A 19,718-nucleotide genomic window follows, 5' to 3' on the forward strand; every position below is an offset into this window, starting at 1 on the left:
TCATTCAAGGAGAGGTAGCAGCCATGGACTGGCGTCACAACGCCGTTTGTCGTGAGGAAGACCCGGAGCTGTTCTTCCCCATCGGCAACACCGGTCCTGCGCTGCTGCAGATCGAGGAAGCCAAGGCCGTCTGCCGCCGCTGCCCCGTCATGGAGCAGTGCCTGCAGTGGGCGCTCGAGTCCGGCCAGGACTCGGGTGTCTGGGGTGGCCTCAGCGAGGACGAGCGCCGCGCGATGAAGCGCCGTGCCGCCCGCAACCGGGCGCGCAACGCGACCGCCTGACCCACCCCTGCTTCGAGCCTTTGCTCGGCGGCGCATACAGCGCGTATGCAGTCACCGCCCCCGAAACGCAGCGCGCAGTACCCCCGGATGCGCAACAGAGCGTGAGCAGTTGAGCCCCGGACCGTCACCTCGGTCCGGGGCTCTGTGCTGTCCCCGACACCGAGGCGCGGGGCGGCGGCGACCACTTGCCCGTTCGGCGGTCGCCCTCGCGTACGGTGAACTCTTCCGCGGACGGCGACCGCTTCCCCGCGTACGGCGACTACTTCTGCGGACGTACGGGAATGTCCAGCACCACCCGGGTGCCACGCTCGCGGCCGGGAACCATGTCGAAGGTCCCGCCCAACTCGCCCTCGACCAGCGTCCGTACGATCTGCAACCCCAGATTTCCGGTCCGCTGGGCGTCGAAGCCCTCGGGCAGGCCGCACCCGTCGTCGAGCACGGTGATCAGCAGTCGCGCCTCCGCCGGTGTGCCGCCGCGCAGCGCGGAGACCTCGACGGTGCCCTGCTCGCCCTGGACGAAGGCGTGCTCCAGGGCGTTCTGCAGAATCTCCGTCAGCACCATCGAGAGCGGTGTCGCCACCTCGGCGTCCAGGATCCCGAACCGCCCGGTCCGCCGGCAGGTCACCTTCCCCGGCGAGATCTCCGCCACCATCGCGAGGACCCGGTCCGCGATCTCGTCGAACTCGACGCGCTCGTCCAGGTTCTGGGACAGCGTCTCGTGGACGATCGCGATCGAACCGACCCGCCGCACGGCCTCGTTGAGTGCTTCGCGCCCCTGGTCGGAGTCCATCCTGCGGGACTGGAGCCGCAGGAGGGCGGCGACGGTCTGGAGGTTGTTCTTCACCCGGTGGTGGATCTCCCGGATGGTGGCGTCCTTGGTGATCAACTCCCGCTCGCGGCGGCGCAGTTCCGTCACGTCCCGGCAGAGCACCAGGGAGCCGATCCGGGTGCCCTTGGGCTTGAGCGGGATGGCTCGGAGCTGGATCACTCCCCCGCTGCCCTCGACCTCCGTCTCCCTCGGCGCGTAACCGCTGGCCAGTTTGACCAGGGCCTCGTCCACCGGACCGCGGGACGGGGCGAGTTCGGCGGTGGCCCGGCCCAGGTGGTGGCCGACCAGATCGGAGGCGAGGCCGAGCCGGTGGTACGCGGACAGGGCGTTGGGGCTCGCGTACTGGACGAGGCCGTCCGCGTCGAGCCGCATCAGCCCGTCGCCCACCCGCGGGGACGCGTCCATGTCGACCTGCTGGCCGGGGAAGGGGAACGAACCGGCGGCGATCATCTGGGCCAGGTCGGAGGCGCTCTGGAGGTACGTGAGTTCCAGCCGGCTCGGCGTACGGACGGTCAGGAGGTTGGTGTTGCGCCCGATGACCCCCAGGACGCGGCCCTCCCGCCGTACCGGGATCGACTCGACCCGCACCGGCACCTCCTCGCGCCACTCCGGGTCGCCCTCGCGCACGATGCGGCCCTCGTCGAGCGCCGCGTCGAGCAGGGGACGGCGGCCGCGCGGGACGAGATGCCCCACCATGTCGTCGTGGTACGAGGTCGGACCGGTGTTCGGCCGCATCTGCGCCACCGAGACGTACCGGGTGCCGTCGCGGGTCGGAACCCACAGCACCAGGTCGGCGAAGGACAGGTCGGAGAGCAGCTGCCACTCCGAGACCAGCAGGTGGAGCCACTCAAGGTCGGTGTCGCTGAGGGCGGTGTGCTGGCGTACGAGATCGTTCATGGAGGGCACACCGTCGAACATACCCGTAACCTCCACGACAACCGGCGTGCGCATCCCGTAGACAGGCATTACTGGTCTAGTCCACAATGACCGGGCAAAGCTTCATCCTCCCCGCACAGGAGGATGAAATCGGAGGACGGCGCTCTCTGCCCTGACTGCGCCCGCCCCTCCACACGGCCGGAGGCACCGCACGCCGCCGGCCGAGCAACTCCGGGCTGCGGTGCCGGGTGGGCCGAGGGTCCCACCGGGCGCCGTGGCCCGCGGGTCTTTCCGGGGCCGGACGCTTCGTCGCCCCCGGGCCGTCAACGCCCCTCCCGCCCGCGCCCCCTCTTCCCCGCCCACTCCCCCCTGGGGCGCGCCTCCACGCGTCCGCATCCGCCCCGCTGTGGAGCCGGGCGACGCGGCGCCCGGCAACGCCCTCGGCGCGCGTACGGCGGGGCTCGACGAGCGGTGCCGAAGTGCCGGAGCGGGCGGCGCGGACGACCATGGGAGGGACCACCCACCTCTGCTAGATTGGTCTATACCACAGATCGTTTTCGGCCCCCCTCATCCCCCTTCTTCCAGATAGGCAGGCATCAGCGTGGAAGTTGTCATCGTTCCGGACGCGAAGGCGGGCGGCGAGCTCATCGCGCAGAGCATCGTGGACCTGCTGGGCCGCAAGCCCGACGCCCTGCTCGGTGTGGCCACCGGCTCCTCCCCGCTGCCCATCTACCAGGCGCTGACGGCCAAGGTGAAGGGCAGCGGACTGGACGTGTCGCAGGCCCGGATCTGCCAGCTCGACGAGTACGTGGGTCTGCCCGCCGGGCACCCCGAGTCCTACCGGGCGACCGTGCTGCGCGAGGTCGTCGAGCCGCTGGGGCTGACCGAGGCATCCTTCTTCGGCCCGGACGGGTCCGCCGAGGACGTCCAGGGAGCCTGCGAGGCGTACGACAAGGCGCTCGCCGAGGCGGGCGGCGTCGACCTCCAGATCCTGGGCATCGGCACCGACGGGCACATCGGCTTCAACGAGCCCTGCTCGTCGCTGGCTTCCCGGACCCGGATCAAGACGCTCACCCAGCAGACCATCGACGACAACGCGCGCTTCTTCGACGGCGACACCGCCCAGGTCCCGCGCCACGTCATCACCCAGGGCATCGGCACCATCCTGGACGCCCGCCACCTCGTGCTGCTGGCGACCGGCGAGGGCAAGGCGGAGGCCGTCGCGCAGACCGTCGAGGGCCCGCTGTCCGCGCTGGTGCCCGCCTCCGCGCTCCAGCTGCACCCGCACGCGACCATGGTCGTGGACGAGGCGGCCGCCTCCAAGCTGAAGCTCGCGGACTACTTCCGCCACACGTACGCCAACAAGCCGGTGTGGCAGGGGATCTGAGCCCCGCGGAGCAGATCGGCACAGGAAGGCCGGGCGACCCCTCAGCGGGCCCGCCCGGCCTCTTGCGTGCTCCCGGGTCGCCTACCGGCCGACGAGCGCTTCGGCGGCGGCCGTGCCGCAGACGCGGGCCGCGCCGTGCGTCGCCACGTGCAGGGCGCCGCGCGGGGTCGCCTGGGGAACGCCCATCTCGACCACGACGGTGTCCGCGCGGGCCGCGAGCAGGCCGTCGAGGACGGCTGCCATCCACGGGTGGCGGTGTTCGTCCCGTACGACCGCGACGATCCGGCGGCCCCCGGCCGCGGCGAGGATCGCTTCGGCGGAGCCGGTCTCGGCGGTGAACGCGCCGGTCTCGGTTCCGGGCAGGTGACGGGCGAGGTCGGCGGCGACGCCCCAGGGGGTCTCGTCGCCGACGGCGATGTTCGCCACCGGGGTGAGGGCCGCCACGTACGGGGCGGACGACAGCGGGGCGGCGCCCGGGGCACGGGTGACGCGCACGGCCCGGCGGGCGGCGTCCAGGCCCACCTCGCGCGTGGCGCTACGGCCGGTCTCGTTGCCGGGCGCGGTCCCCTCCTGCACTGCCGCGCCCGGCCCCGAAGTCCGGGCCCGCTGGGTCCACGTGGCGAGGGAACGCACCCTCGCCGCCGCGTCGGCCAGCCGCTCCTCCGGCAGTTCGCCGGAGCGGACCGCCGCCACCAGCGCGTCGCGCAGCAGCAGGACGGTCTCCTCGTCGGCGAGGCCGCCACCGACGCAGATCGCGTCGGCTCCCGCGGCGATCGCCAGGACGGAGCCGCGCTCGATTCCGTACGTCGCGGAGATGGCCTGCATCTCCATGCCGTCCGTGATGATCAGCCCCTGGTAGCCCAGTTCCTCCCGGAGCAGACCGGTGAGGATCTGCGGGCTGAGAGTCGCGGGGCGGGTGGGGTCGAGCGCAGGGAGCAGGATATGCGCACTCATGACCGTTTTGGAACCCGCGGCGATGGCCGCCCGGAAAGGCACCAGTTCACGGGCGTGCAGTGTGTCCAGTCCCACATCGATGCGGGGCAGGTCGTGGTGCGAATCGACGTTGGTGTCGCCGTGTCCGGGGAAGTGCTTGGTGCAGGCGGCGACGCCCGATGCCTGGAGGCCCTCGACGTACGCGGCGGTGTGCCGGGCGGCCAGGTGCGGGTCGGCGCCGAAGGACCGTACGCCGATGACCGGGTTGCCCGGGTCGGAGTTGACGTCCGCGGACGGCGCCCAGTTGAGGTTGACGCCGCACTCGGCGAGCCGGCGGCCCAGTTCGCGGGCGACCTCGCGGGTCAGGTCGGTGTCGTCGACCGCGCCGAGGGCGAGGTTGCCGGGGAAGGACGAACCGCCGCGTACTTCGAGGCGGGTGACGTCGCCGCCCTCCTCGTCGATGGCGACCAGCACGTCGTCCCGCTCGGCCCGCAACTGGGCGGTGAGGGCCGCCAGTTGTTCGGGCGAGGCGATGTTGCGTCCGAACAGGCCGACCGAGGACAGCCCTTCGCCCACGCTGCGCAGCAGCCAGTCGGGGGCGCTGGTCCCGGTGAAGCCGGGCTGGAGGACGGCGAGGGCGTCCCGCGTGAGGGTGTCGGTGGAGCGCGTGGCAGTCGCCATGGGTGAGGTCATCCCTTCACTGCGCCGGCGGTCATGCCGCCGACGGCCTTGCGCTGGAGGAAGAGGAACACGATGAGCACGGGCACGGTGAACATCGAGGCGGCGGCCATCGTCGCGCCCCAGTCGTTGCCGAACGCGGTGTTGAACTGGGTCAGCCACAGCGGCAGCGTCTGCGCGTAGTCCTCCTTGTTGAGGATCAGCACCATGGCGAACTCGTTCCAGGCCGTGATGAAGCCGAAGAGGGAGGTCGACATGAGGCCCGGCGCCAGCAGCGGGAAGATCACCTTGAAGAAGGCCTGGGTGCGGGAGCAGCCGTCGATCATCGCCGCCTCCTCCAGTTCCACCGGGACGGCGGCGATGAAGCCGCGCAGCGTCCAGATGGTGAAGGGCAGCACCATGACGAAGTAGACCAGGGTGAGCGTCGCGATGCTGTTCAGCATGTCGGAGTCGCGGGCGATCATGTACATCACGATCACCATGACCTCCCAGGGCGCCATCTGGGCCATCATCACGCCGAGGACGAGCCCCTTGCGGCCACGGAACCTCATCCGCGCGATGGCGAAGCTCGCCGCGAGCGCGACGATCAGCGCCAGGAGGACCGCGCCGATGGTGACCATGAAGCTGTTCTGCACGTACGTCCAGAACATGTCGACGCCGGACGCCTTGGCGTAGTTCTCCGCCGTCGGGGAGAAGACGAACACCGGGTCCTTGGTGAGGATCTCCGCCTTCGGCTTCAGGGACGAGGAGAACATCCAGTAGACGGGGAAGACGAAGACCGCCGCCACCAGGAGGGCCAGGACGTTCTTGCCGGCCTTCCCGACGACCTTGGCGCGCTTGCCCACGGGCCGCTTGCCGACGGGGACGCGGGGGGCCGCGGCGGAAGTCTTGGCCACTGCGGACGCTGTGCTCACTGCGCTCACTGCTCCTCCTCCTGCTTCAGGATCAGGCGGAAGTAGAAGGACATGACGGCGATCAGCATGGCGATCGTGAGGACGGAGATCGCCGCTGCCATGCCGTAGTGCTGCTGGCCGCTGCCCTCGACGAAGGCGAAGACCGGGAGGGTCTCGGAGCCCCGGTCGGGGCCGCCCGCGTTCATGGCGTAGACCTGGGCGAACGCCTTGAAGACCCAGATGACTTCGAGGAACGTCGTCACCAGGAAGAACGGCTTCATGATCGGGAAGACGACGGCCCAGAAGATCCGCCAGCCGGAGGCGCCGTCCATCCTGGCGGCCTCGTACAGCTCGGTGCCGACGGTGGTCAGGCCCGCGTACATGTTGAGCGCGACGAAGGGGATCGAGCCCCAGGCGATCAGCACGGTGATGATGACGAGGGTCGAGGTGCCGGTCTCGAACCAGTTGTGCTGTTCGTAGCCCGCGAACCCGAGGGAGCGCATGACCCAGTTGGCGACGCCGAACTGCTCGTCGAAGAGCCACTTGAAGACGGTGACGGAGGCGACGATCGGCATGGCCCAGGCCATCACCAGCGCCAGCGAGAGCACCAGCCGCATCTTCTTGCCGAGGTTGTTCAGCAGGATGCCGATCAGGGTGCCGATCAGCATGATGACCAGCACGTTGACGGCGGTGAACACGAAGCTGCGGACCACGACGGTCCAGAAGTCCGAGGACCCCAGCAGCTCCTTGAAGTTCTCGACGCCGATCCACTCGGGCTTGCGGGTGATCAGCTCGCGCTTGTTCACCTGCTGGAACGAGAGGATCACGTTCCTGATCAGCGGGTAGCCCAGCAGCACGACCAAGGAGATCACCGCAGGGGCGACCAGCAGGTACGGAAGCAGGCCGGTGGGCAGGCCGCGCCTGCCGCGAGGCCGCTGGAGGACTTCCTTGGAACCGGAGGGCGGCGGGGTCTGTGACTCCCCTGCCGGCTTCCGGGGCGCGTCCTCCGGAACGGAGGCCACGACTCCCTGGGAGTGCACGGTCATGATGATCTTCCTCGCGGTTGTGGGGCACCCGCGCCCACCGGGCCTGGCGGCCCACCCGGGGCCACGTCAATACGTGCTGCCGCACGAAGGGGCGTGCCGGCGCACCCGGAGAGGCGCCGCCGCACGTACGGGTGGTGCGGCAGGGGGACGACTCACCCCTGCCGCACCACTCGCGGTGGACTACTTCTTGTTGATGCGCTCGGTGATTTCCTTGTCGGCCGCCTCAGCGGCGGCCTTCGGGTCCTGACCCTTGAGCACCTTGGTCATGTACTCCTTGATCGGGTTCGGGTTGGTCTCGACGTTCGCCCAGCCCTCGGTGATCGGGGTGAGCTTGCCGACCGAGGCTGCCTGGCCCATGGCCTCGGCGAAGGTGCCCGCCGGGGCCTTGAACGCCGCGGAGTCGTGGTTCGGCAGCGCGGCGCCCTCGGTGGCCTGGGCGTACTTGGCCATCTGGTCCTTGCCTGCGGCCAGCGCCAGCCACTCCTTGGCGAGGTCCTTGTTCTTGGAGCGCTCGGCGATGGCGAGGTTGGAGCCGCCGAAGAAGACGCTGCCCGGCTTGTCGGCCGTCTTGCCCGGGATCGGGAAGTAGCCGAAGTCGGCCTTGCCCTTGGCGTCCTCGATCGCCTTGATCGCGCCGCCGGCCTCCCAGCCGAGACCGATCCACGAGGCGATGCCGCCCTTGGGGACGACGTCCGTGGACTGCTGCGGGGTCGCCTCGTCCTTGTCCTTGGGCGCCGTGGAGTAGGACTGGAGCTTCTTGTAGAAGTTCATCCCCTCGATGGACTTGGGGTCCGCGAGGGTGCCCTTCCAGTTGTCGCCGTCCTTGACCGCGAGGTCGCCGCCCTCGTCCCAGATGAACCCGGCGAGGACGTACCAGCTCTGCCCCGGCAGGTAGAGGGGCTGGGTCTTGCCCTTGGAGGTGGCCTTGATCTTCTCCAGGCCGGCGATCCACTCGTCGCGGGTCTTCGGCGGGGTGACGCCCGCGTCCTTGAACGCCTTCTTGTCGTAGACGACGACGCGGTTGGCGGCCCACCACGGGGCGGCGTACAGCTTGCCGTCCAGTTCGGCGGACGGGAGCATGCCCTTGTTCCAGCCGTCGGCGCCGAGCTTGGCCTTGTCCTCGGTCAGGTCGGCGAGACCGCCGGTGGCCGCGTAGCCCGCGGTCTGGGTGTTGCCGAGCTCGATGACGTCCGGCGGAGTGTCCTCGGAGAGGGCGGTGGTGACCTTCTCCTGGATCCCGTCCCACTTCTGGATCTTGACGTCCACCTTGACGTCCTTGTGCTTGGCCTGGAACTCCTTGTTCACGGCCTCGATCCAGGGCGCCGGAGCGGACCCGTCCATCACCCAGACGGTGACGGTCTTCGGGCCGTCGGCCTTGGTGTCGCCACCGGACTTGCTGTCCGACCCACATGCCGCGACGCTGACCATCATGCCGGCGACGCCAATCGCCGCGATGAGCTTGCGCTTCATTACGCCACTCTCCTGCTCAGGGATGCCTGCAACCCCCCGCCCACCGCGAGGACAACGCACGAAGTACGGCCTGTGGGACTGGGATCTGGTCTTTAATGGTTTAGACCAGTAGCTGGAGCTTGGCCTAGACCTTTTGGGGTGTCAAGGGTGTGTAAGACGCCGCGATGCGTCCGTTATCGGACCGACACCTCGGGGCTCGCACCAGCACCGGAAGGCCTCTCCGGCCACCGCGCACACAGGCGACGCGGTGTATAAGAAGGAATCGCGCGGAGCCGGAGCCCCGCGCGGCGGACCGTGCCACCATCCATGTGAGCCGCGACAGACGGAGGAGCCGGTGACGGCAGCAGCGCAGGAACCGGAAAGGCTGACCATGATCACCGACGGGGGCAGCACGGCGGGCACGGAGACCGAACTGGAACAGGGCGCCCCGCCGGGCCCCGCGACCCCGGCCACCCGCACCGCCCGCATCCCGAAGTACTACCGCCTCAAGCGGCACCTGCTCGACATGACCGAGACCCTCCCGCCCGGCACCCCGGTGCCCCCGGAGCGCACCCTCGCCGCCGAGTTCGACACCTCCCGCACCACCGTCCGCCAGGCCCTCCAGGAACTGGTCGTCGAGGGACGGCTGGAACGCATCCAGGGCAAGGGCACCTTCGTCGCGAAGCCCAAGGTCTCGCAGTCGCTCCAACTCACCTCCTACACCGAGGACATGAGGGCTCAGGGGCTCGAACCCACCTCGCAGCTGCTGGACATCGGGTACGTCACCGCCGACGACACCCTCGCGGGGCTGCTCAAGATCAGCGCCGGGGGCCGCGTTCTGCGCATCGAACGTCTGCGCCTGGCCAGCGGCGAACCGATGGCCATCGAGACCACCCACCTGTCCGCCAAGCGCTTCCCCGCCCTGCGCCGCTCGCTGGTGAAGTACACCTCGCTCTACACCGCGCTCGCCGAGGTCTACGACGTACGCCTCTCCGAGGCCGAGGAGACCATCGAAACCTCCCTCGCCACCCCGCGCGAGGCCGGCCTGCTCGGCACGGACGTCGGACTGCCGATGCTGATGCTGTCCCGGCACTCCCTGGACAAGGACGGCGAACCGGTGGAATGGGTACGGTCGGTCTACCGCGGCGACCGGTACAAGTTCGTGGCGAGGCTCCAGCGCCCGCAGGACTGACGCCCGACGACGACAGCGTCCCCAGCGGCTCCCACCCTCACACCGGTTGGCTCCGGTACGCCTGTGACCTGCGGTGGTCCCCCCGTGTCCGTACCGATATGCGGACGGGGGGTTACACAGCACGGTCGCACCCCCTAGATTTCGCGCACGTCACGAGGATGATCGCGCGAGGGGACGGACCGTCATGGCAGAGCCGAGACCGACAGCCGAGACCGAGCAGAGCGGGGCCTCCCCCGGACCGGGCGCCTCGCGCAGGCTGTCGCCCCGGTCGATCGTGATCTGGTCCCTCGTGGCGATCGTCGGTGCGGCCGGCTGGGCGGTGCTCGCCCTCTCGCGCGGCGAGGAGGTGTCGGCCGTCTGGATGCTCGCGGCGGCCCTCGGCTCGTACGCCATCGGCTACCGCTTCTACTCGAAGTTCATCGCGAACCGCGTCCTGAAGGTCGACCGGACGCGGGCCACACCGGCCGAACGCCTCGACGACGGCGTGGACTTCCACCCTACCGACCGCCGGGTCCTGTTCGGCCACCACTTCGCGGCCGTCGCCGGCGCGGGCCCGCTCGTCGGACCGGTGCTGGCGGCCCAGATGGGCTACCTGCCGGGCACGATCTGGATCGTCGCGGGCGTGATCTTCGCGGGCGCCGTCCAGGACATGGTCGTGCTCTTCTTCTCCACCCGCCGCAACGGCCGCTCGCTGGGGCAGATCGCCCGCGACGAGATCGGCCCGGTCGGCGGCGCCGCCGCGCTGATCGCCGTCTTCGCCATCATGATCATCCTGCTCGCGGTGCTGGCCCTGGTCATCGTGAACGCGCTCGCCGAGTCCCCCTGGGGCGTCTTCTCGATCGGCATGACCATCCCGATCGCCCTCTTCATGGGCCTGTACCTGCGCATCCTGCGCCCCGGCCGGGTCAGCGAGGTCTCGCTCATCGGCGTCGCGCTGCTGCTGCTGGCGATCGTCGCGGGCGGCTGGGTCGCCGAGTCGTCGTGGGCGAGCACCTTCACCCTGGAACCGGGCACGCTGGTCATCTGGATGGTCGTCTACGGCTTCCTGGCGTCCGTCCTGCCCGTATGGCTGCTGCTCGCCCCGCGCGACTACCTGTCGACGTTCATGAAGATCGGCACCGTCACCCTGCTCGCCGTCGGCGTCCTCATCGCGCTGCCGAACCTCAAGATGGCCGGCATCACCGAGTTCGCCTCCAGCGGCACCGGTCCCGTCTTCGCCGGTTCGCTCTTCCCGTTCGTCTTCATCACCATCGCCTGCGGCGCGCTCTCCGGCTTCCACGCGCTGATCTCCTCGGGCACCACCCCGAAGATGATCCAGAAGGAGACGCAGATCCGGACGATCGGCTACGGCTCCATGCTGGTCGAGTCGTTCGTGGCGATCATGGCGCTGATCGCGGCCTGCATCATCGATCCCGGCCTGTACTTCGCCGTCAACTCCCCGATGGGCGTCGTGGGCGACACCGTCCAGGCGGCCTCCACCGCCGTCGGCAACCTCGGGTTCTCCATCACCCCCGAACAGTTGGCGCAAGCCGCCAAGGACGTCGAGGAACAGAGCCTGCTGCACCGCACCGGCGGCGCGCCGACGTTCGCACTGGGCATGGCGGAGATCTTCTCCGCGGCCTTCGGCGGGGCCGCGATGAAGGCCTTCTGGTACCACTTCGCGATCATGTTCGAGGCGCTGTTCATCCTGACGACGCTCGACGCGGGCACGCGCGTGGGCCGGTTCATGCTCCAGGACATGCTGGGCAACGTCTACAAGCCCTTCAAGAACGTCAGCTGGAAGCCCGGCGTCTGGATCGCCAGCGCCATCGTCGTCCTGGCCTGGGGCTACTTCCTGTGGGTCGGCGTGCACGACCCGCTCGGCGGCATCAACCAGCTCTTCCCCCTGTTCGGCATCGCCAACCAGCTGCTCGCCGCCGTCGCCCTCGCGGTCTGCACCACCCTGCTCATCAAGTCCGGCCGCCTCAAGTGGGCCTGGGTGACGGGCGTTCCGCTCCTGTGGGACGTCGCGGTCACCCTCACCGCAAGCTGGCAGAAGATCTTCTCCGCCGACCCGCGGGTGGGCTTCTTCACCCAGCGCGCCGAGTACCAGGACGCCCTCGACAAGGGACTCCCCTCGTTCAAACTGGCCAAGAACCGCGAGCAGATGGAGACCATCGTCACCAACTCCACCGTGGACGGCGTCCTGTCCGTCCTGTTCGCCGTCCTCATCGTGGTGGTCCTCTTCGAGTCCGGCCGCGCCTGCGTCAAGGCGATCCGCCACCCGGAGAGCATCAAGGTCAGCGAAACCCCGTACGTCGAGTCCACGTTCGTCGCCCCCGCCTCCCTCATCGCCACCAAGGAGGAGAAGGCCGAGCTCGCGGCGGCCGGCCTCGGCCCGGAGGGCGGCGCCCGCAGGACCGAGGAGCGGGTGTGAAGACCGCGGCGCTCCGCCACCGGCTCGCCCGGCTCCGCTGGTACGTACGGGAGCTGACCGGCGAAGCGGCGTACGACCACTACGTCGCCCACGCCCGGACCCACGACCCCCACGCACCCGTGATGACCCGCCGCGCCTTCGAGCGCAGCCGTACCGACGCCCGCGAGGGCGACCCCAGGCAGGGCTTCCGCTGCTGCTGAGCACAGTGCGCAAGCACCCGTGCGGCCCGGTGTTCCGCCCCTCGAAACGGGGTGGGGCGCCGGGCCGTCGCCGTTGCACACTGCCCCCATGACTGTGTGCACCGCGAAGGACCTCACCCTCAGGCCCGCCGAACCCCACGAGTACGACGAGGTCGGCGAGATCACCGCCCGCGCCTACCTCGACGACGGCCTCCTCGGCGGCGGTGAGCGGGACCCGTACCTGACCGTCCTGCGCGACGCCGCCTTCCGCGCCGCCCACGCGCAGCTCCTCGTGGCCGCCGACGCCGACGGCAAGCCCCTCGGCACAGTCACCTACGCACCCCAGGGCAGCCCCCTCCAGGACATCGCCGTCCCCGGCGAGGCCGAGTTCCGCATGCTCGCCGTCGCCCACCGGGGACGCGGCCGGGGCGCGGGCGAGGCCCTCGTACGCTCCTGCATCGCCCGAGCCCGAGCCGAGCAGGACGTCGTACGACTGGTGATGTCCACCCAGCCGACGATGCTCGGAGCACACCGCATCTACGAGCGGCTCGGCTTCCTGCGCACCCCGGAAAGGGACTGGGACCCCGTTCCCGGACTGACCCTGCTGACCTACGAGCGGCCCCTGTAGACCCCTTCAGGACCGCTTCCACCGGCGCCCTGCCCTGCCCCAAGGGCAACCCCCGGGCCCCGGCCGAAACGACACGCGACACTAGATGTGGGGGGTTCTCCAACGAGGACCCACCACATGTATGCTCGTGCTCGCTGTCGCCGCAGGGGAATCCGGTGCGAATCCGGAACTGTCCCGCAACGGTGTGTCATGTGCGCATTTGCGTACCGCCAAGTCCGACGACCTGCCGACAGCTCATCCGGCTCGACCGAACCGGATACCGATACGTCCGGGCCTCGCGGTTGGGCCGGTGGACGCCAGGCGGCGCGTGCCCTCGTTCCGGGGTGCCGTGTGCCCGCGCGCCCCCGCTCCCCCCTGCCGCAAGGCCCCGCGCCGAGCGAGGGAGAGCCCCCACGTGACCATCGCGCCAGTCGACCCGGCCAGCACCGAGGTACAGGACGCAGTTCAGGACGCCCCCGGGACCGCGCTGCTGCGCACCCTCACCGACCTGACCGCCGACCTTCCCGACACCGACCCCGGCCGGGTCGCCGCCGCCGCCCTGCGGGGCCGCAACGCGCGCTCGGACGCCGCCGAGCTGCGGGAGCTGGCCACCGAGGGCGCGGCGGGGCTCATCTCCGAGGACCCCGCGTACTCCCGCCTGGCCGCCCGCCTGCTCGCCCGCACGATCCGGGACGAGGCCGCCACGCAGGGCGTGGGCTGCTTCTCCGAGTCCGTCGCCGTCGGCCACCGCGAAGGGCTCATCGCGGACCGCACGGCCGACTTCGTGGCACGGCACGCGGCCACGCTGGACGAACTGATCGACCTCGACGGCGACGACCGCTTCGAGTACTTCGGCCTGCGCACGGTCTACAGCCGCTACCTGCTGCGCCACCCGATCACCCGCCAGGTCATCGAGACCCCGCAGCACTTCATGCTGCGCGTGGCCGCCGGCCTCGCCGCGGACGACAGCGACCGCGCGGTCGCCGAAGTCGCCTCCCTGTACCGCCTGATGAGCCGCCTGGACTACCTCCCGTCCTCGCCGACGCTCTTCAACTCCGGCACCCGCCACCCGCAGATGTCGTCCTGCTACCTCCTCGACTCCCCGCTGGACGAGCTGGACTCGATCTACGACCGCTACCACCAGGTCGCACGCCTCTCCAAGCACGCCGGCGGCATCGGTCTCTCGTACTCCCGCATCCGCGCCCGGGGCTCCCTGATCCGCGGCACCAACGGGCACTCCAACGGCATCGTGCCGTTCCTGAAGACCCTGGACGCCTCGGTCGCGGCCGTGAACCAGGGCGGCCGGCGCAAGGGCGCCGCGGCCGTCTACCTGGAGACCTGGCACGCGGACATCGAGGAGTTCCTGGAGCTCCGCGACAACACCGGCGAAGACGCCCGCCGCACCCACAACCTGAACCTCGCGCACTGGATCCCGGACGAGTTCATGCGCCGCGTGGACCAGGACGGCCAGTGGTCGCTGTTCTCCCCCTCCGACGTCCCCGAGCTGGTGGACCTGTGGGGCGCGGAGTTCGACGCGGCATACCGCAAGGCGGAGGCCGCGGGTCTCGCCAAGAAGTCCATGTCCGCCCGGGAGCTGTACGGCCGCATGATGCGCACCCTCGCGCAGACCGGCAACGGCTGGATGACCTTCAAGGACGCCTCCAACCGCACCGCCAACCAGACGGCGGAGCCCGGCCACACGGTCCACTCCTCCAACCTCTGCACGGAGATCCTCGAAGTCACCGACGACAGCGAGACCGCGGTCTGCAACCTCGGCTCCGTCAACATGGGCGCCTTCGTCCTGGACAGCGGCGACATCGACTGGGACCGCCTGGACGAGACCGTCCGCACCGCCGTGACCTTCCTCGACCGCGTCGTGGACATCAACTTCTACCCGACCGAGCAGGCCGGGAACTCCAACTCCCGCTGGCGGCCGGTCGGCCTGGGCGCCATGGGCCTCCAGGACGTCTTCTTCAAGCTGAAGCTCCCCTTCGACTCCCCGGAGGCGGCGGCTCTCTCCACCCGCATCGCCGAGCGCATCATGCTCGCCGCGTACGAGGCGTCCTGCGACCTCGCGGAGCGCTCCGGTCCGCTGCCCGCCTGGGAGAAGACCCGCACCGCCCGCGGCATCCTGCACCCCGACCACTACGGCGTCGAGTTCACCTGGCCGGAGCGCTGGGAGGCGCTGCGCGCCCGCGTCGCCAGGACCGGCATGCGCAACTCCCTGCTCCTCGCCATCGCGCCCACCGCCACCATCGCCTCGATCGCCGGCGTGTACGAGTGCATCGAGCCGCAGGTCTCCAACCTCTTCAAGCGCGAGACGCTCTCCGGCGAGTTCCTCCAGGTCAACTCCTACCTGGTGCGCGACCTCAAGGCGCTCGGCGTCTGGGACGCCCAGAGCCGCGAGGCCCTCCGCGAGTCCTCCGGCTCGGTCCAGGGCTTCAGCTGGATCCCGGCCGAGGTCCGCGCCCTGTACCGCACCGCGTGGGAGATCCCGCAGCGCGGCCTGATCGACATGGCCGCCGCCCGCACCCCGTACCTGGACCAGTCCCAGTCCCTGAACCTCTTCCTGGAAACGCCCACCATCGGCAAGCTCAGCTCGATGTACGCGTACGCCTGGAAGAAGGGCCTCAAGACGACGTACTACCTGCGCTCGCGCCCCGCCACCCGCATCGCGCGCGCGGCCGGCTCCCAGGCCGCCGCCGAGGCCCCGGCCCCCACCTCCACCCCCATCCCCGTACAGCAGGCGACGGACGCCGAAGCGCTCGCCTGCTCCCTCGAAAACCCCGAGTCCTGCGAGGCGTGCCAGTAATGTCCAGCAATTCCGAAAAGAACCTTCTCGACCCGGGCTTCGAACTCACCCTCCGCCCCATGCGCTACCCGGACTTCTACGAGCGCTACCGGGACGCGATCAAGAACACCTGGACCGTCGAGGAGGTCGACCTCCACTCGGACGTCGCCGACCTCGCGAAGCTGACGCCGGGCGAGCAGCACATGATCGGCCGCCTCGTCGCGTTCTTCGCGACCGGCGACTCGATCGTCTCCAACAACCTGGTGCTCACCCTCTACAAGCACATCAACTCCCCGGAGGCGCGGCTGTACTTGAGCCGCCAGCTCTTCGAGGAGGCCGTGCACGTCCAGTTCTACCTGACCCTCCTGGACACCTACCTCCCCAACCCGGAGGACCGCGCGGCTGCCTTCGACGCGGTCGAGGAGATCCCCTCGATCCGCGAGAAGGCGCAGTTCTGCTTCAAGTGGATGGACTCCGTCGAGAAGATCGACCGCCTGGAGACGAAGGCCGACCGCCGCCGCTTCCTGCTGAACCTGATCTGCTTCGCGGCGTGCATCGAGGGCCTGTTCTTCTACGGCGCGTTCGCGTACGTGTACTGGTTCCGGTCGCGGGGCCTGCTGCACGGGCTGGCGACGGGGACGAACTGGGTGTTCCGGGACGAAACCATGCACATGAACTTCGCGTTCGAGGTCGTGGACACCGTCCGCAAGGAGGAGCCGGACCTCTTCGACGACGAGCTCCAGCAGCAGGTCACCGACATGCTGAAGGAAGCGGTCGCCGCCGAGCTCCAGTTCGGCCGTGACCTGTGCGGCGAGGGCCTGCCGGGCATGAACACCGAGTCGATGCGCGAGTACCTGGAGTGCGTCGCGGACCAGCGTCTGGAGCGCCTCGGCTTCCCGAAGGTGTACGGCTCCTCCAACCCGTTCTCCTTCATGGAGCTCCAGGGCGTCCAGGAGCTGACGAACTTCTTCGAGCGCCGCCCGTCGGCGTACCAGGTGGCAGTGGAAGGCACCGTCGGGTTCGACGACGACTTCTAGGCCGTACGCACACCTGGGGGCCTCCTCACCGGATGGGGTGGAATGCAGTCATTCCACCCACGGCGAGGGGGCCCTTCGGCATACCTTGTGGCGCGACCGGATGGACCCACATGGGAGTTGAGGTGCGCGCCATGTCCGGAACGCAGGCCCGCAAGAACGGCACGCCCTACGGCGACGAACTGAAGGCCCGCCGCGAGCAGGCGGGGCTGACCCAGGCGGAGCTTGCCGCGCTGGCCTTCATGACCCACACACACATCGCGCACATCGAGGCGGGTCGGCGCATCCCCTCGCTGAGCGATGCACGGCGGCTGGACCAAGTACTACAGACGGGCGGGGTGTTCGTACGCTTCCTGCCGGACGCGAAGCGCCGGAAGGTGGCCAAGCATTTCGAGGCGGCACGGGAGTTGGAGTCCCAGGCCAGCATGATCCGGGAGTTCGGCCTCACACTGATTCCGGGCCTCTTGCAGACGGAGGCGTATATGCGGGCGGTGTTCCGCGCCTACTTCCCCGTCAAGAGCAAGGAGAAGCTCGATGAAGCCGTCACAGCGCGGCTGGAGCGGGCACACATCCTCGAAGACCCGTTGACGCCTCACATGACCGTACTCCTGGACGAGGCCGCGTTGCGCCGTCCGCAGGGCGGACCTGGCGTCATGGGAGCGCAGTTGCGGCACGTGGTCGACCTGGGGGATCGACGCCGAGTCCGCGTGCACGTCATCCCGTTCGGTGTGGGCTGCCACGCACTGGTCGAAAGCAATCTCACTCTCTTGTGGTTCGAGGACATGCCACCCACCGCATACGTCGACGGCCTGCACACAGGAAACCTCATCGACGAGGAGGCGGTGGTACTTCACTGTCAGACCTCTTACGATCTGGCACTAGGCGACGCCCTGTCGCACGAGAAGTCCCTGGAGATGCTCAGGGAGATCGCAAAGGGGTATGAGCATGAGCACCGAAGCACCGGCATGGCATAAGTCCAGCTACAGCGGCGGCAGCGAGGGCAACTGCCTCGAATTCGCGCCCAACCTCCCCGGCGTCGTCCCCGTCCGCGACACCAAGACCCCTACCGGCCCCACCCTCACCTTCAGCAGCGCCGCTTGGAGTACCTTCCTCGCGCTTCCCAAGCACGGGGCCCACAAAGGCTGATCGGCCTCATCGGACGCGAGGAGGCCCGTCCGCGCCCGGACGGGCCTCGTCGGCCCTACGCCGCACGGTCGAAAACGTTCTGCGCAGAGGCCAAGGTCGTCTCGGCGGCCCGCGCCTCCTGCGCCCGGCGGATCTGCCGGTCGATCCTGAGGTCGCGCGCGTGTCCGACGAGCGAGGGGAGCGCGAGAAGGGCGAAGAGGAACGCTACGGCCAGAAGGTTCACGAAGGTGTTCATGGCTCCACTCTCGGCCGCGTGGCGCAGATTCGTGAGTGGCAGGACTGTCACCATCCCTCGAATTGCTGCCACACTGACCGCATGCTCAAGAACGTGGCCGTCGCTCTCGTCGACGGAGTGAACCCCTTCGAACTCGGCGTGCTCTGCGAGGTCTTCGGTATCGACCGCAGCGATCAGGGCCTGCCCGTCTACGACTTCGCGGTGTGCGGCATCGAGCAGCGTGAACTCTCCTCCCGCTCGGGCGCGTTCACCATCAACGTCCCGCACGGCCTCGACCGGCTGGAGGAGGCGGACCTGATCTGTGTCCCCGCTGATCAGCACTGCGAGTCCCGTTCGTACCCGGAGCCGCTGCTGGCCGCCTTGCGCAGGGGCGTCGAGCGCGGGGCGCGGGTGCTGAGTGTCTGCTCGGGGGCCTTCGTGCTGGGGGCGGCGGGGCTGCTGGACGGGCGGCGGTGCACCACCCACTGGCGGCATGTGGACGAACTGGCCGCACGGTTTCCGCTGGCCAGACTGGAACCCGACGTGCTGTACGTCGACGAGGGCCTTGTCGTCACCTCGGCGGGCACCGCCGCCGGCATCGACGCCTGTCTGCACGTGGTGCGCCAGGAGGACGGCCCCGAGGTCGCCAACGCCATCGCGCGGCGCATGGTGGTGCCGCCGCACCGGGACGGCGGGCAGGCCCAGTACATCGAGCGGCCGGTGACGACGGGGCGCTGCGACACCGTGGGCGAGGTGCTGGCCTGGATGGAGCGGAACCTCGAACAGGAGCTGACCGTCGAGCAGTTGGCGACGCGTGCCCACATGTCGCCACGCACCTTCGCCCGCCGCTTCCAGCAGGAGACCGGCACCACTCCGTACCGCTGGCTGCTGCGCCAACGGGTGCTGCTGGCCCAGCAGTTGCTGGAAGCGACGGACGAGACGGTCGACGCCGTCGCGGGCCGGTCCGGATTCGGTACGGCGGCGGGGCTGCGCCACCACTTCCTGCGCACCCTGGGGACGACCCCGCACGCGTACCGCCGGACCTTCAGGGGCCCGGCGCGCGCGGCTTGACTGCCGTTCCCGTCCTAGTCGTTGGGGACGGTGTCGTAGCGGGGGGTGCCCTCTTCCATCTGCTTGAGGGCGGCCTTGCGCTCCCGCTTGGAGAGGCGGTCGATGTAGAGGCGGCCGTAGAGGTGGTCCGTCTCGTGCTGGAGGCAGCGGGCGAAGTAGCCGGTGCCCTGGACGGCGATCGGGTTGCCCTGGGCGTCCTGGCCGCGTACGACCGCGTAGTCGGGGCGGGCCAGCTCCGCGTAGGCGGTGGGCACGGAGAGGCAGCCCTCGTTGGAGTCGTCCAGGACGCGGCGGTCGGCGGGCAGCTCGTCGAGGACCGGGTTGATCACGACGCCGGTGTGGCGGACACCGTCGTCGTCGGGGCAGTCGTAGACGAAGACCTTGAGGTCGACGCCGATCTGGTTGGCGGCGAGCCCGACGCCCTCGGCGGCCTTCTGGCTGGCGAACATGTCGTCGATGAGGGAGGCCAGCGCGTCGTCGAACTCGGTGACGTCCTTGCACTCGCGGTGCAGGACGGGGTTGCCGACGACCGCGATCGGGCGGGCCGTCCCCCGCTCGCGGTACGCAAGCTCACGCGCCTCGCAGTCCTCGGTATCGATCACGAACTCCGTGCCGACCTGCTCGTCGACCTGCTGCTGCTGCGCCATGTCCGCCGTACGCCTTCCTCAAAACCCGTGTCGCTTGCCCGTACAGCGT

Annotated in this window: 18 protein-coding genes and 1 riboswitch; of the genes, 11 read left to right on the forward strand and 7 right to left on the reverse strand. The window is 69.6% G+C overall.

Going from position 1 to position 19,718, the window contains the following annotated elements:
* Positions 1–23: 23 nt before the first annotated feature.
* Complete coding sequence (locus ACQPZG_RS11740; protein WP_004937597.1) at positions 24–281, forward strand: WhiB family transcriptional regulator; 258 nt, start codon at positions 24–26, stop codon at positions 279–281.
* Positions 282–540: 259 nt separating this feature from the next.
* On the opposite strand, the gene ACQPZG_RS11745 is transcribed toward ACQPZG_RS11740, so the two are convergent.
* Complete coding sequence (locus ACQPZG_RS11745; protein ID WP_433545753.1) at positions 541–2,007, reverse strand: sensor histidine kinase; 1,467 nt, start codon at positions 2,005–2,007, stop codon at positions 541–543.
* 580 nt (positions 2,008–2,587) lie between these two features.
* Between ACQPZG_RS11745 and nagB the strand changes: the two genes are divergently transcribed.
* Entirely contained in the window at positions 2,588–3,373 is a 786-nt protein-coding gene (nagB, locus tag ACQPZG_RS11750) for a glucosamine-6-phosphate deaminase (RefSeq protein WP_433545754.1), read from the forward strand.
* Between the two features lie 81 nt (positions 3,374–3,454).
* Here nagB and ACQPZG_RS11755 read toward each other — a convergent pair whose 3' ends face one another.
* The 4 genes from ACQPZG_RS11755 to ACQPZG_RS11770 all read right to left on the reverse strand — a co-directional run bounded on the left by ACQPZG_RS11755 (position 3,455) and on the right by ACQPZG_RS11770 (position 8,393).
* Positions 3,455–4,987 (reverse strand): glycoside hydrolase family 3 protein, encoded by a 1,533-nt coding sequence (locus ACQPZG_RS11755; RefSeq protein WP_433545755.1) that lies wholly within the window; start codon positions 4,985–4,987, stop codon positions 3,455–3,457.
* Between the two features lie 8 nt (positions 4,988–4,995).
* Positions 4,996–5,784 carry a carbohydrate ABC transporter permease gene (locus ACQPZG_RS11760; protein WP_433549365.1) on the reverse strand — a complete coding sequence of 263 codons (789 nt, stop codon included), beginning with the start codon at positions 5,782–5,784 and terminating at the stop codon, positions 4,996–4,998.
* 119 nt (positions 5,785–5,903) lie between these two features.
* Complete coding sequence (locus ACQPZG_RS11765; protein ID WP_433545756.1) at positions 5,904–6,923, reverse strand: carbohydrate ABC transporter permease; 1,020 nt, start codon at positions 6,921–6,923, stop codon at positions 5,904–5,906.
* 180 nt (positions 6,924–7,103) lie between these two features.
* A complete protein-coding gene (locus ACQPZG_RS11770) occupies positions 7,104–8,393 on the reverse strand; it encodes an extracellular solute-binding protein (protein ID WP_433545757.1) in 1,290 nt (429 codons plus the stop codon).
* Between the two features lie 370 nt (positions 8,394–8,763).
* On the opposite strand from ACQPZG_RS11770, the gene ACQPZG_RS11775 reads away from it, so the two are divergent.
* The 8 genes from ACQPZG_RS11775 (at position 8,764) to ACQPZG_RS11810 (ending at position 17,737) form a co-directional block, all read left to right on the forward strand.
* On the forward strand, positions 8,764–9,564 hold the full coding sequence (locus ACQPZG_RS11775; protein WP_433549366.1) for a GntR family transcriptional regulator: 801 nt from the start codon (positions 8,764–8,766) through the stop codon (positions 9,562–9,564).
* Positions 9,565–9,748: 184 nt separating this feature from the next.
* Positions 9,749–11,980 (forward strand): carbon starvation CstA family protein, encoded by a 2,232-nt coding sequence (locus ACQPZG_RS11780; protein WP_433545758.1) that lies wholly within the window; start codon positions 9,749–9,751, stop codon positions 11,978–11,980.
* Positions 11,977–12,180, forward strand: a complete 204-nt coding sequence (locus ACQPZG_RS11785; protein ID WP_433545759.1) for a YbdD/YjiX family protein — start codon at positions 11,977–11,979, stop codon at positions 12,178–12,180. Before ACQPZG_RS11780 ends, ACQPZG_RS11785 begins: the two co-directional genes overlap by 4 nt.
* A gap of 88 nt (positions 12,181–12,268) precedes the next feature.
* A complete protein-coding gene (locus ACQPZG_RS11790) occupies positions 12,269–12,787 on the forward strand; it encodes a GNAT family N-acetyltransferase (RefSeq protein WP_433545760.1) in 519 nt (172 codons plus the stop codon).
* A 121-nt stretch (positions 12,788–12,908) separates the two neighbouring features.
* A riboswitch (cobalamin riboswitch) is annotated at positions 12,909–13,032 on the forward strand.
* Positions 13,033–13,181: 149 nt separating this feature from the next.
* A complete protein-coding gene (locus ACQPZG_RS11795; protein WP_433545761.1) occupies positions 13,182–15,578 on the forward strand; it encodes a ribonucleoside-diphosphate reductase subunit alpha in 2,397 nt (798 codons plus the stop codon).
* Complete coding sequence (locus ACQPZG_RS11800; RefSeq protein WP_433545762.1) at positions 15,578–16,594, forward strand: ribonucleotide-diphosphate reductase subunit beta; 1,017 nt, start codon at positions 15,578–15,580, stop codon at positions 16,592–16,594. Before ACQPZG_RS11795 ends, ACQPZG_RS11800 begins: the two co-directional genes overlap by 1 nt.
* Positions 16,595–16,725: 131 nt before the next feature.
* Positions 16,726–17,565, forward strand: coding sequence for a helix-turn-helix domain-containing protein (locus ACQPZG_RS11805; RefSeq protein WP_433545763.1), 840 nt, complete (start codon positions 16,726–16,728; stop codon positions 17,563–17,565).
* Positions 17,537–17,737, forward strand: a complete 201-nt coding sequence (locus tag ACQPZG_RS11810; RefSeq protein WP_433545764.1) for a DUF397 domain-containing protein — start codon at positions 17,537–17,539, stop codon at positions 17,735–17,737. Before ACQPZG_RS11805 ends, ACQPZG_RS11810 begins: the two co-directional genes overlap by 29 nt.
* A gap of 55 nt (positions 17,738–17,792) precedes the next feature.
* On the opposite strand, the gene ACQPZG_RS11815 is transcribed toward ACQPZG_RS11810, so the two are convergent.
* Entirely contained in the window at positions 17,793–17,972 is a 180-nt protein-coding gene (locus ACQPZG_RS11815; RefSeq protein ID WP_433545765.1) for a hypothetical protein, read from the reverse strand.
* 81 nt (positions 17,973–18,053) lie between these two features.
* On the opposite strand from ACQPZG_RS11815, the gene ACQPZG_RS11820 reads away from it, so the two are divergent.
* Positions 18,054–19,022 carry a helix-turn-helix domain-containing protein gene (locus ACQPZG_RS11820; protein ID WP_433545766.1) on the forward strand — a complete coding sequence of 323 codons (969 nt, stop codon included), beginning with the start codon at positions 18,054–18,056 and terminating at the stop codon, positions 19,020–19,022.
* 14 nt (positions 19,023–19,036) lie between these two features.
* Here the strand turns inward: ACQPZG_RS11820 and def are convergent, their stop codons facing one another.
* Complete coding sequence (gene def, locus ACQPZG_RS11825; RefSeq protein ID WP_433545767.1) at positions 19,037–19,669, reverse strand: peptide deformylase; 633 nt, start codon at positions 19,667–19,669, stop codon at positions 19,037–19,039.
* Positions 19,670–19,718: the final 49 nt, after the last annotated feature.

Origin of the sequence: Streptomyces sp. CA-294286 (assembly GCF_050947155.1) — a bacterium.
Classification (GTDB): Bacteria; Actinomycetota; Actinomycetes; order Streptomycetales; family Streptomycetaceae; genus Streptomyces.